This window comes from Blastococcus sp. SYSU D00868 (assembly GCF_054050575.1).
Genome location: NZ_JBJGZO010000025.1, coordinates 56,320 through 68,009, shown reverse-complemented (window position 1 = coordinate 68,009; position 11,690 = coordinate 56,320). Strand labels below are relative to the sequence as shown.

Sequence of the window (11,690 nt, the reverse complement as noted above, 5' to 3'; positions counted from 1 at the left end):
CCCCCCCCCCCCCCCCCCCCCCCCCCCCCCCCCCCCCCCCCCCCCCCCCCCCCCCCCCCCCCCCCCCCCCCCCCACCCCACCCCGGGAGCACCCTCATGACCTCTTCCGACCGCCCGACCCTCGGGGTGGGCCTCGTCGGGCACGCCTTCATGGGCGCCGCCCACTCGCAGGCCTGGCGCACCGCCCCGCGCTTCTTCGACCTCCCGCTGCGCCCCGAGCTCACCGTGCTCGTCGGCCGCGACCGGGCCCGGGTCACCGACGCCGCCGCCCGCCTGGGCTGGGCGGACGTCGAGACCGACTGGCGCCGGGTCCTCGAGCGGGACGACGTCCACCTGGTCGACGTCTGCACCCCCGGCGACACCCACGCCGAGATCGCCATCGCCGCCCTCGAGGCCGGCAAGCACGTGCTGTGCGAGAAGCCGCTGGCCAACACCGTGGCCGAGGCCGAGGCCATGGCCGAGGCGGCCGCCCGCGCGGCGGCGCGCGGCGTCCGCTCGATGGTCGGCTTCACCTACCGCCGGGTGCCGGCCGTCGCGCTGGCCCGGCAGCTGGTCGCCGAGGGGCGGATCGGCCGCATCCGGCACGTGCGGGCGGCCTACCTGCAGGACTGGATCGCCGACCCGTCGGCGCCGATGTCCTGGCGGCTGGAGAAGGACAAGGCGGGGTCCGGGGCCCTGGGCGACATCGGCGCGCACATCGTCGACCTCACCCAGCACATCACCGGCGAGACCCTCACCGGGGTCAGCGGGCTGATGGAGACCTTCGTCACGGAGCGGCCGCTGGCCGCGTCCTCGGGCGGCGCGCTGTCCGGCGTCGCCGGCGAGGGGATGGGCCAGGTCACCGTCGACGACGCGGCGCTGTTCCTCGGCCGCTTCTCCGGCGGTGCCGTGGCCACGTTCGAGGCCACCCGGTTCGCGCTGGGCCGCAAGAACGCCATCCGCATCGAGGTCAACGGCTCCGAGGGCAGCCTGGCGTTCGACTTCGAGGACATGAACGTCCTGGAGTTCTTCGACGGCACGGAGCCGGCCGAGCGGGCGGGCTTCCGCCGGATCATCGTCACCGAGCCCGAGCACCCCTACGTGAGCGCCTGGTGGCCGGCCGGCCACGGCCTCGGCTACGAGCACGGCTTCACCCACCAGGTCGTCGACCTGCTCACCGCCATCGCGAAGGACGCCGACCCGGTCCCCTCGTTCGCCGACGGCCTGCAGGTGCAGCGGGTGCTCGACGCCGTCGAGCGCAGTTCCCGGGCCGACTCGGCCTTCACCGAGATCTGACCTCCACCGAGATCCGAGGAGCATCGATGCCCCGCCCCGTCACCCTGTTCACCGGCCAGTGGGCCGACCTGCCGTTCGAGGAGGTGTGCCGGCTGGCCTCCGACTGGGGGTACGACGGCCTGGAGATCGCCTGCTGGGGCGACCACCTCGACGTCGAGCGGGCCGCGAACGACGACTCCTACGTGCAGGAGCGCCTCGACATCCTGAAGCGCCACAACCTGCAGGTGTTCGCCATCTCCAACCACCTCAACGGCCAGGCCGTCTGCGACGACCCGATCGACGAGCGGCACCGCGGCATGGTGCACCCGCGCGTCTGGGGCGACGGCGACCCCGAGGGCGTCCGGCAGCGGGCGGCCGAGGAGATGAAGCTGACCGCGCGGGCCGCGGCGAAGCTGGGCGTGAAGACGGTCGTCGGGTTCACCGGGTCGAAGATCTGGAAGACCGTGGCGATGTTCCCGCCGGTGCCCGAGTCGATGATCGAGGACGGCTACGCCGACTTCGCCGCGCGCTGGAACCCGATCCTCGACGTCTTCGACGAGGTCGGCGTCCGCTTCGCGCACGAGGTCCACCCGTCGGAGATCGCCTACGACTACTGGACGACGGTCCGCACGCTGGAGGCCATCGGCCACCGCGAGGCGTTCGGGCTGAACTGGGACCCCAGCCACTTCGTCTGGCAGGACCTCGACCCGGTCGGCTTCATGTGGGACTTCCGCGACCGGATCTACCACGTCGACTGCAAGGACGCGAAGCGGCAGGTCGGCAACGGCCGCAACGGCCGGATGGGGTCGCACCTGCCCTGGGCCGACCCGCGGCGCGGGTGGGACTTCGTCTCCACCGGCCACGGCGACGTCCCGTGGGAGGCGTCCTTCCGGATGCTGAACACGATCGGCTACGACGGGCCGATCTCCGTGGAGTGGGAGGACGCCGGCATGGACCGCCTGGTCGGCGCCCCCGAGGCGCTGGCCTTCGTCCGGCGGCTCGCGTTCGACCCGCCGGCCGCGGCGTTCGACGCCGCCTTCTCCAGCGGCAACTGACGCCGGGGGGATCCGCCGGGCCTGCCCGGCGGATCCCCCTCGTCAGCGCAGGCGCCGGCGGCCGGCGGCCAGGACGGTCAGCACCAGCAGGACGGCGATCGCCGCGATCTCGACCCAGAAGGTCTCCCGCCACCACGGCGCGACGTCGGACTCGACGAAGTCGAACAGCCCCGGGTCGAGGCCGAGCACGCCGTAGGTGGACTGCAGGAGCGCGACCAGCGAGCCGGCCGCGAACAGCAGTCCCAGCAGCGCGGCCCACACCAGGAACCGGGGCGGCGCCACCAGCAGGAGCAGCGCCCCGCCGAAGCCGAGCACGGCCTGCAGCAGGAACGCCGGGCCGATCACGTCGATCGAGTCGTAGCCGTCCTGCCAGAGGTACAGGTGGATCGCGGCGATGGCGGCCAGCAGGGCGGCCCCCGCGAGCCGGAGCAGCGCGACCGCCGCCCCGGTGGTCCGGCTCCGGACGACGGTCCCGGTCACGACTCCTCCTCGCTGGCGCTCGTCGGCGTCGTGCCCGACGGTGCTGTGCCTCTGCGTGACCTCGCGAGCCCGGTCACGTGACCGTCACCGTCACCTCCATGCCCATGGAGCGGTGGTTGCCGACCGAGCAGTAGAAGACGTACTCGCCCGGCTCCAGCGTGACCGTCAGCGACGACGTCTGGCCGGGACCGATCTGATCGGTCGCGGCGACGTCCTCGCCGTCCCGCTCCACCACGAGGTCGTGGGTGGCGTTGCCACCGTTGGTCAGGTCGATCGTGTACTCGCCCGCCGCCATCTCCTCCGAGGGCAGCTCGTAGGAGAAGTCGACGGAGGTCACCTCGAGCGTGCCGCCCGCCTGCTCGCTGCCGCTCGCCGGGGCACTGCTGCCGGCCGGGGCGCTGCTGGCCGCGGTCTCGCTCGCGCTGGTCTCCGACTGGCTGGTCTCCGCGGCGGAGCCACCCCCGCCGTCGCCGCCGTCGTCGTCGTCGCCGCAGGCCGACAGCAGGCACAGGGCGGCGGCGAGCAGGCCGACCCCCAGGCGGCGGGCGCGGCGGGTGGGTCCGGTCGGACGGGTCATCTGGTCCTCCTCGGCTCGAGGGCGCCGGACGGCGCCCTCGAGCCGGGATGTTCCAACCTTGAAAGACCCGCCGGGAACCCCCATACAGGGTCTTGCCAGGTCTCCGTTACCCAGCCGTGACCCTGCGTCGCGAGGCCCTGGTCAGGCCGCGCGGGCGGCCCGGCGCGCGTCCCGCGCGGCCTGCTTGGCCCGCCGGTCGGCGAAGCGGCGGGCCTTCTTCACCGTCACGCGCGGGGTCCGGTCGACCACCCCGCGCGTGAGCAGCCCGACGCCGATGCCGAGCAGCCAGACGTCCTTGGCGATCGCCAGGCCCTCCTGCGTCGGCGCGAGGCTGCCCTCCTTCCGCATGCCCGGGGTGTTCAGGTAGAGCCCGAGCAGGCCCCCGGAGAAGCCGGTCAGCAGCAGGCCGGCGACGGCGGTGGGCACGAACGGCGTGAGCAGCGCCGCGCCGATCCCGATCTCGACGGCGGCCAGGCCCTTGGCGAACTGCGCCGGCTCCACGTTCTTCAGGAACGGGTAGGTGCTCGACGCGAAGCCGTGCAGGCCGGCGGCGGTGGCCTCGTCCGCGCCCCGCTTGCCGAGGCCGCTGTTGAGGATGAAGGCGCCGGCGGACAGCCGCGGACCGATCTCGGACAGAGTGATGGGCAGACCCATGGGACACCTCGCTGGACCGTCGGTTCGGCCGCCCCGGATCGGCGGCCTCCGCGGTCCTGTGCCCCCTGCCTGGAGGGTCAACCCTCGGGCGGGTCGTCCCGCCGGCGTGGCCGGCGGGACGACCCCGGGACTCAGCGGCCCCGGCGGGACCGGCCGCTGAACGAGGCGGCGGTGTGCGTGCCCGCCCGGGCGGCCTGCGCGGGGCGGGGCGGCGCGGGGCCGGCGGGGCGCCCCCCCCCCCCCCGGCCGCCGGTGGCGGCCGACCCGGCGGCGGAACCCCCGGACCCCCCGGAGCCGCGCCCGGTCGCGGAGCCCGCGGACCCGCCGCCGGAGCGGCGGCGGCGACCGCCGCCGCCGGCCCCCTGCGGCTGCGGCGCCGGGGCCGGCGCCGGCTCGACGTACGGCGCCGCGGGGCCGGTGAGCGCGGTGATCGCGTCGGCGCCCGGCCGGACCGCGCTGACCGTGGGGGAGATGCCGGCCTGGCGGGCCAGGGTGCGCACCTCGCCGGCCTGGTCGGGCGTGCTGACCGTGACGACGGTGCCGCCGGCGCCGGCCCGCGCCGTCCGGCCCGAGCGGTGCAGGTAGGCCTTGTGCTCGGCCGGCGGGTCGACGTGCACCACGAGGGCGACGTCGTCCACGTGGATGCCGCGGGCGGCGATGTCGGTGGCCACCAGCACGCGGGTCTCGCCGCTGCTGAACGCCTCGAGGTTGCGCTCGCGGGCGTTCTGGCTGAGGTTGCCGTGCAGGTCGACCGCGGGCACGCCGGCGGCGGTGAGCTGCTTGGCGAGCTTCTTGGCCTGGTGCTTGGTCCGGGTGAACAGCACGCTGCGGCCCAGGCCCGAGGCCAGCTGCCGGACGACCTCGGCCTTGTCCGCGGCCTGCACCTGGAACACGTGGTGGGTCATCGTCGACACCGGCGCCACCGCCGGGTCCACCGAGTGCGTCGTCGGGTCGCTCAGGTAGCGCTTGACCAGCACGTCGACGCCGTTGTCCAGCGTGGCGGAGAACAGCAGCCGCTGGCCCGCCTTCGGCGTGCGGTCCAGCAGCCGCTTGACGCCGGGCAGGAAGCCCAGGTCGGCCATGTGGTCGGCCTCGTCGAGGACGGTGATCTCGACGGCGGAGAGGTCGGCGTGGCCCTGGCCGATCAGGTCCTCCAGCCGGCCGGGGCAGGCGATGAGGACGTCGATGCCGCCGGCCAGCGCCTGCACCTGCGGGTTCTGCCCGACGCCGCCGAACACGACGGTCGCCTTCATGCCCAGGGCGCGGGCCAGCGGGTCGACGACGGCCAGCACCTGGTTGGCGAGCTCGCGGGTCGGCACGAGGACCAGCGCGCGCGGCTTCTTCGGCGTCCGCCGGCTGTCGGAGGCGGCCAGCCGCGCGACGAGCGGCAGGCTGAACGCCAGCGTCTTGCCCGAGCCGGTGCGGCCGCGGCCGAGCACGTCGCGGCCGGCCAGGGTGTCGGGCAGCGTGGCGACCTGGATCGGGAACGGCGCGGTGATGCCGCTGGCGGTCAGCACCTCGACCAGCGGCGCGGGGACGCCGAGCGCGGCGAAGGTGGTGTCGGTGGGGAGGACGGTGGCGACGTCCCCGGCGGGGACGACGGCCGGCGCCGGGACCTCGGCGGCGCGCGGCGCGACCTGGGGCTGCTGCTCGCCGGCCGGGCGGGGGCCGCGGCCGCGGCCGCCGCGCCGGCGGCGCGGGCGGCCGGCACCGGCCGGGGCGCCGGCGGCGGGGGGAGTGCTGTTCTGGGCGGAGCTCATCTACGACTTCCTCGACGTTCGAGTGGTCGTCCGGGACCCGGCGCAGGGCGCGCGCCGGCACTCCTGCGCGGGGCAGGGCGGCGCGTACGTCGTCGGCGGGACGTCGGACGACCGGGCGCGCCTCGGTGGCGCGGCCACGGTCCGACGTCGCGTCCAGCTGCCCCGGATGGGCGGCGGACCGGCGCCGGTATGCCCTACTCAACCAGACGCGGACCCCGCGGCTGCCCTCAGGCGGGGGAGTGTCCGGTCACATCGAGGGGGGCGCCCGCGCCGCGGTAGCTGCGGCGATAGGCACCGGGGGCGACGCCGATGGCCGCCCGGAGGTGCTGGCGCAGGGACGCCGGGGTGCCGAAGCCGGCGTCGGCGGCGACCCGGTCGACGGAGGCGTCGGTGGACTCCAGCAGCTGCCGGGCGAGCGCCAACCGCTGGGCGGCGAGCCAGCGCAGCGGGGAGACGCCGGTCTCCTCGCGGAAGCGCCGGGTGAAGGTGCGCACGCTCATCCGGGCGTGCGCGGCGAGGTCGGCGAGGGTGAGCGGCTCGCCGAGGCGGTCGGTGGCCCAGGCGCGGGTGGCGGCGGTGCTCGCGCCGCCGGGCTCGGGCAGCGGCCGCTCGACGAACTGGGTCTGGCCGCCCTCCCGCCAGGGGGCGACGACGTTGCGCCGCGCCGCCCGGTTGGCCACGTCGCTGCCGTGGTCGCGGCGGACCAGGTGCAGCATCAGGTCGATGCCCGCGGCGTTGCCGGCCGAGGTGAGCACGTCGCCGTCGTCGACGAACAGCACGCCGGGGTCGAGCCGGACGGCGGGGAACAGCCGGCGGAAGCCGTCGGCGTGCATCCAGTGCGTGGTGGCCGGGCGCCCGTCGAGCAGCCCGGCGGCGGCGAGCACGAAGGCGCCGGTGCAGATGGACACCAGCCGGGCGCCGCCGGCGGCCGCGTCGCGCAGCGCCGTGCCCAGCTCGTCGGGGATCCGGCCCTCGCCCATGGCCGGCCCGCCGAAGACCCCGGGGACGACGACGGTGCGCGCGGTCGCCAGCACCGACGCGTCGTGCTCGGGCAGCACGCCGAAGCCGGCCGAGGAGCGCACCGGCCCGCCGTCCAGGGTGGCGACGCGGACCCGGTAGAGCGGCCGCTCGGCGGCGTCCACGGCCGACCCGAGCAGCCGGTGCGGCAGGCCCAGCTCGAAGGAGATGCAGTTCGGCAGGGCGAGGACGACCACCTCGTGGCGGTCGGGCGGTGCCGCGGACATAGCCGGACTCGGGCCGCGGGACATGGCTGGATCCTGACACATGTTGGCTGTCGGGCCACTCGTGGGGCCGGCGGCGGCTGGGTCATGCTCTCCCGCGTGACGACCGCGGCACCGCCCCCACCCATGTCCGCGCCCGCGGCCCCCGCCTCGCCCGCCCGCCGGATCCACCCGGCCTGGTGGGTCGCCGCGGTCACCTTCCTCGCCCTGGTCGGCGCGGCGGCGTTCCGCGCGGTGCCCGGCGTGCTGATCGACCCGCTGCGCGACGAGTTCGGCTGGTCGGTGTCGACGATCTCGGCCGCGGTCGCGGTGAACATGGCGCTGTACGGGCTCACCGCGCCGTTCGCCGCCGCGCTCATGGAGCGGTTCGGCATCCGCCGGGTGGTGGTCTGCGCGCTGCTGCTCGTCGCCCTCGGCAGCGGCCTGACCGTGTTCATGACCGCCAGCTGGCAGCTGGTGCTGCTCTGGGGCGTGCTGGTGGGGCTGGGCTCCGGGTCGATGGCGCTGTCGCTGGTGGCCACCGTGACCGGGCGGTGGTTCGTCGCCCGGCGCGGCCTGGTCTCCGGCGTGCTCACCGCGGGCGGCGCGGCGGGGCAGCTGGTGTTCCTGCCCCTGGTGGCCTGGATCGACGGCACCTGGGGCTGGCGGGCGGCGTCCCTGGGCACCACGGCCGCGGCGCTGGCCGTCGTCCCGCTGGTGGCGTGGCTGCTGCGCGACCGGCCGCGCGACGTGGGCGCCGTCCCCTACGGCGGGACGGCCGCCGACGACGTCGACCCGGTGCGCACCGGCGCGGCCCGGACGGCGGTGCAGGGGCTGCTGTCCGCCGCCCGGTCGCGGGTCTTCTGGCTGCTGGCCGGCGGGTTCTTCATCTGCGGGCTGTCGACCAACGGGCTGATCCAGCCGCACTTCATCCCGGCCGCGCACGACCACGGCCTGCCGGTCACGACGGCGGCGGGGCTGCTCGCGCTGGTCGGGGTCTTCGACATCGCCGGCACGGTCTTCTCCGGCTGGCTCACCGACCGGGTCGACCCGCGGCTGCTGCTGCTGGCCTACTACGGGCTGCGCGGCGCCTCGCTGTTCCTGCTGCCGGCGCTGTTCGGGCCGGACCTGCACGCCAGCATGATCGTGTTCATCGTCTTCTACGGCCTGGACTGGGTCGCCACGGTGCCGCCGACGCTCGCGCTGTGCCGGGAGCACTTCGGCGCGCGGGCGCCCGTCGTGTTCGGCTGGGTGTTCGCCTCGCACCAGGTCGGCTCGGCGTTCGCGGCCTTCGGCGGCGGCGTGATCCGCGACGTGACCGGCTCCTACGACCTGGCCTGGGTGCTGGCCGGCGCGCTGTGCCTGGCGGCCGCCCTGATGTCGGTGGCGATCGCCCGGCCGGCCCCGCCGCCCGCCGTCCCCCCGGTGGTGCCGACCGACCCCCACGCGGCCGCGGCCGACCAGGCCCACGGTTGAGCGGAGTCGCTGGGGAACGGAGACCGTTCCCCAGCGACCCCGCTCAGGCGGCGGCCAGCGAGGGGTCGACGGTGCGGCCGGCGATCAGGTCGGCGGCCCGCTCGGCGATCATGATCGTCGGCGCGTTCGTGTTGCCGCGCACCAGCGTCGGCATGACCGAGGCGTCGACGACCCGCAGCCCGTCCAGCCCGTGGACCCGCAGCTGCGGGTCGACGACGGCGTCGCCGTCGGTGCCCATCCGGCACGAGGACACCGGGTGGTACAGCGACTCGAGGGTGTCGCGGACGGCCTGGCGCAGCCCGTCCCGCGTGTGCACGGTGCCGCCCGGCGACCACTCCTCGGCGAGGACGGCGGCCAGCGGGCCGACCGAGGCGATCTCGCGGGCCTTCTCCACGCCGCACACCAGCGCGTCGAGGTCGCGCTCGTCGGTGAGGTAGCCGGCGTCGATGGCCGGCGCCCACGTCGGGTCGGCCGAGCGCAGCCGCACCGACCCGCGCGAGTGCACCCTCACCAGCACCGCGGCGGCGGTGAACGCGTCGACGTCGGGGTCGACCTCCGCCTGCCGCCAGAACTTGACCGGCAGGAAGTGGTACTGCAGGTCGGGGGCGTCCAGGTCCGGCCGGGACCGGGTGAACAGGCCGGCCTCGGCGAGGTTGGAGGTCAGCGGCCCGCGCCGGGCGCCGAACCAGCGCGCGTAGCCCGACGGCGACTCGGCCCGGAACAGCGACTTGCCGCCGCGGGTGTGCCAGATGACCGGCACGAGCGGGTGGTCCTGCAGCCCGCCGCCCACGCCCGGCAGGTCGTGCACCACGTCGACGCCGACCTCGCGCAGGTGCCGGCCGGGCCCGATGCCCGACAGCATCAGCAGCTGCGGGGAGTTCACCGCGCCGCCGGCCAGCACGACCTCGGCGGCGGCGTGCGCCGTGTGCAGCCGCCCGCCGCGCCGGTACTCCACGCCGGTGGCGCGCCCCCCGGAGACCAGCACGCGGGTGGTCAGCGCGCCGGTGAGCACGGTGAGGTTGGGCCGGCCGATCGCCGGGTGCAGGTAGGCGTCGGCCGCCGACCAGCGCCGGCCGCGCCGCTGGGTGAGCTGGTAGAGGCCCACGCCCTCCTGCTCGGCGCCGTTGAAGTCGTCGTTGCGCGGGTAGCCGGCGGCGACCGCGGACTGGACGGCGGCCCGCGACCAGGCGTGCGGCGAGCGCGGGTCCTCCACCCGCAGCGGGCCGCCCACGCCGTGGAACCGGTCGGCGCCGCGGGCGTTGTCCTCCATCCGCCGGAACAGCGGCAGCACGTGCTCGTAGGACCACGACGGGTCGCCGGTGAGCTCGGCCCACTCGTCGTAGTCGGCGGCCGCGCCGCGGACGTAGATCATCGCGTTGATCGACGACGAGCCGCCGAGCAGCTTGCCCCGCGGCCAGAACAGCCCGCGGCCGCCCAGGCCCGGCTGCGGCTCGGTCGTGTAGTTCCAGTCCCGCCGGGTGCGCCAGACCTTGTAGAGCGCGGCCGGCACCTGCACCTCGAGGACGTCGTCGGACCCGCCGGCCTCCAGCAGCAGCACCCGCAGCGACGGGTCCTCGGACAGCCGCCCGGCCAGCGCGCAGCCTGCGGAGCCGGCCCCGACGACGACGACGTCGTACTCGTCGCGCACGTCGGAGGCGGCCATCAGCGGTGCCGCCCGTGCACCAGGCCCATGACCCGCGCGAGCGCGTCGGTGGCCTGCGCCGGGCGGCCGAAGCTCATCAGGTCCACCGGCAGGGAGAACCGCTTGCGGGTGATCGCCTTCGCCCGGGTGAACTCCTTGAGCCCGTCCTCGCCGTGGATCCGGCCGAAGCCGCTCTCGCCGACCCCGCCGAAGGGGAGTGCCGGCACCGAGGCGAACGTGAGCACCGAGTTGATCGACGTCATGCCGCTGCGCATCCGGCGGGCCAGGTCCATCGCCCGCTCGCGCGACCGCGAGTAGACCGAGCCGGCCAGCCCGTGCGGGTTGGCGTTGGTGCGCTCCAGGGCCTCCTCGGCGTCGCGCACCCGGGTGATCGTGATCGTCGGGCCGAAGGTCTCCTCGCGGACCGCGGCCGAGTCCTCGGGCGCGTCGACGATGACGGTGGGGGAGACGTAGCGGCCGTCCAGCGTGCCGCCGACCAGCACCCGCGCGCCGGCGCCGACGGCGTCGTCCACGTGCCGGCGGACGACGTCGGTCTGCGACTCCATCGTCATCGGCCCGAAGGCGGCGTCGTCGTCCGAGCCGGGCCGCAGGTCGCGCGCCTTGGCGGTGACCTCGGCGACGAAGCGGTCGTAGACGGCGTCGGTGGCGTACACGCGCTCGATGCCGATGCAGGTCTGCCCGGCGTTGCTCATCGCGCCCCAGACGGCGGCGTCGGCCGCGGCGGCCACGTCGGCGTCGTCGTCGACGATCATCGCGTCCTTGCCGCCGAGCTCCATGAGCACGGGGGTGAGCGTCTCGGCGCAGGCGGCCATGACCTTGCGGCCGGTCGGCGCGGAGCCGGTGAAGGCCAGCTTGCCGACGCCGGCGCCGCACAGCGCGGCGCCGGTCTCGCCGAACCCGGTGACGACCTGGAAGGCGTCGACGGCGTCGGGGACGGCGGCGCGCCACGCGGCGGCCAGCCAGGCGCCGACGGCCGGGGTGTGCTCCGACGGCTTGAAGACGACGGCGTTGCCGGCGGCCAGGGCGTAGGCGATCGAGCCCATCGGGGTGAACACCGGGTAGTTCCACGGGCCGATCACGCCGACGACGCCGAGCGGCTGGTACTCCAGGTAGGCGGCGTGGTTGGCGGCCAGCATCCCGGCCGGCACCCGGCGCGGGCCGAGCACCTTGCGGGCGTGGTTGCCGGCCCAGGCCAGGTGGTCGATCGCCAGGGTGATCTCGAGGATCGCGTCGGCGTGGGTCTTGCCGTTCTCCCGGTGCACCAGGTCGGCCAGCTCGTGGATCCGCCGGGCCAGGTAGCCGCGGTAGGCGGCCAGCCGGGTGCGGCGGCCGTCGTACCCGAGCCCGGCCCAGACCTCGGCGGCGACGCGGGCGCGGGTCACGGTCTCGGCGACGGCGCCCGCGTCGTGGACCGGGAACACGCCCACGACGGCGCCGGTGGCCGGGTCGGTGGACTCGAACGTCTGGGCGGTGGCGTGCCGGTCGACCGTGCCCGCGGTGGACGCGGTGACGGTGTCCAGCTCCTCGGCGAGCGACATGTGGCGGAGGTTA

Annotated in this window: 10 protein-coding genes; 3 read left to right on the top strand and 7 right to left on the bottom strand. The window is 75.8% G+C overall.

The features are described from left to right. The first annotated feature begins 96 nt into the window (after nt 1-96). Nucleotides 97-1,275, top strand: a complete 1,179-nt coding sequence (locus ACI79F_RS18620) for a Gfo/Idh/MocA family protein (RefSeq protein ID WP_456546373.1) — start codon at nt 97-99, stop codon at nt 1,273-1,275. Nucleotides 1,276-1,301: 26 nt separating this feature from the next. Then, nucleotides 1,302-2,309, top strand: a complete 1,008-nt coding sequence (locus tag ACI79F_RS18615) for a sugar phosphate isomerase/epimerase family protein (RefSeq protein ID WP_456546372.1) — start codon at nt 1,302-1,304, stop codon at nt 2,307-2,309. Between the two features lie 42 nt (nt 2,310-2,351). Here ACI79F_RS18615 and ACI79F_RS18610 read toward each other — a convergent pair whose 3' ends face one another. From ACI79F_RS18610 to ACI79F_RS18590, 5 genes are all read right to left on the bottom strand, one after another. After that, the gene (locus ACI79F_RS18610; protein ID WP_456546371.1) at nt 2,352-2,789 is read right to left on the bottom strand and encodes a hypothetical protein; all 438 of its coding nucleotides are present in this window, start codon (nt 2,787-2,789) and stop codon (nt 2,352-2,354) included. A gap of 73 nt (nt 2,790-2,862) precedes the next feature. Further along, nucleotides 2,863-3,366 (bottom strand): plastocyanin/azurin family copper-binding protein, encoded by a 504-nt coding sequence (locus ACI79F_RS18605; protein ID WP_456546370.1) that lies wholly within the window; start codon nt 3,364-3,366, stop codon nt 2,863-2,865. 141 nt (nt 3,367-3,507) lie between these two features. Beyond that, nucleotides 3,508-4,020 carry a hypothetical protein gene (locus ACI79F_RS18600; protein WP_456546369.1) on the bottom strand — a complete coding sequence of 171 codons (513 nt, stop codon included), beginning with the start codon at nt 4,018-4,020 and terminating at the stop codon, nt 3,508-3,510. A 131-nt stretch (nt 4,021-4,151) separates the two neighbouring features. Further along, complete coding sequence (locus ACI79F_RS18595) at nt 4,152-5,780, bottom strand: DEAD/DEAH box helicase (RefSeq protein WP_456578932.1); 1,629 nt, start codon at nt 5,778-5,780, stop codon at nt 4,152-4,154. A 227-nt stretch (nt 5,781-6,007) separates the two neighbouring features. Further along, nucleotides 6,008-7,024, bottom strand: coding sequence for a GlxA family transcriptional regulator (locus ACI79F_RS18590; RefSeq protein ID WP_456547278.1), 1,017 nt, complete (start codon nt 7,022-7,024; stop codon nt 6,008-6,010). Nucleotides 7,025-7,147: 123 nt separating this feature from the next. Here ACI79F_RS18590 and ACI79F_RS18585 point away from each other — a divergent pair, with 123 nt between their 5' ends. Then, complete coding sequence (locus tag ACI79F_RS18585) at nt 7,148-8,476, top strand: MFS transporter (RefSeq protein ID WP_456578931.1); 1,329 nt, start codon at nt 7,148-7,150, stop codon at nt 8,474-8,476. Between the two features lie 43 nt (nt 8,477-8,519). Here ACI79F_RS18585 and ACI79F_RS18580 read toward each other — a convergent pair whose 3' ends face one another. Both ACI79F_RS18580 and ACI79F_RS18575 read right to left on the bottom strand, forming a co-directional pair. Then, nucleotides 8,520-10,139: a GMC family oxidoreductase gene (locus ACI79F_RS18580; protein ID WP_456547276.1), complete on the bottom strand. Its 1,620-nt coding sequence runs from the start codon at nt 10,137-10,139 to the stop codon at nt 8,520-8,522. Then, nucleotides 10,139-11,677 (bottom strand): aldehyde dehydrogenase family protein, encoded by a 1,539-nt coding sequence (locus tag ACI79F_RS18575; RefSeq protein WP_456547275.1) that lies wholly within the window; start codon nt 11,675-11,677, stop codon nt 10,139-10,141. Before ACI79F_RS18575 ends, ACI79F_RS18580 begins: the two co-directional genes overlap by 1 nt. Between the last annotated feature and the right edge of the window lie 13 nt (nt 11,678-11,690).

Coding starts and splice junctions, on each gene's coding strand:
- ACI79F_RS18620 (WP_456546373.1), top strand. CDS start 97: ATGACCTCTTCCGACCGCCCGACCCTCGGGGTGGGCCTCGTCGGGCAC.
- ACI79F_RS18615 (WP_456546372.1), top strand. CDS start 1,302: ATGCCCCGCCCCGTCACCCTGTTCACCGGCCAGTGGGCCGACCTGCCG.
- ACI79F_RS18605 (WP_456546370.1), bottom strand. CDS start 3,366: ATGACCCGTCCGACCGGACCCACCCGCCGCGCCCGCCGCCTGGGGGTC.
- ACI79F_RS18600 (WP_456546369.1), bottom strand. CDS start 4,020: ATGGGTCTGCCCATCACTCTGTCCGAGATCGGTCCGCGGCTGTCCGCC.
- ACI79F_RS18595 (WP_456578932.1), bottom strand. CDS start 5,780: ATGAGCTCCGCCCAGAACAGCACTCCCCCCGCCGCCGGCGCCCCGGCC.
- ACI79F_RS18590 (WP_456547278.1), bottom strand. CDS start 7,024: ATGTCCGCGGCACCGCCCGACCGCCACGAGGTGGTCGTCCTCGCCCTG.
- ACI79F_RS18585 (WP_456578931.1), top strand. CDS start 7,148: ATGTCCGCGCCCGCGGCCCCCGCCTCGCCCGCCCGCCGGATCCACCCG.
- ACI79F_RS18580 (WP_456547276.1), bottom strand. CDS start 10,139: ATGGCCGCCTCCGACGTGCGCGACGAGTACGACGTCGTCGTCGTCGGG.
- ACI79F_RS18575 (WP_456547275.1), bottom strand. CDS start 11,677: ATGTCGCTCGCCGAGGAGCTGGACACCGTCACCGCGTCCACCGCGGGC.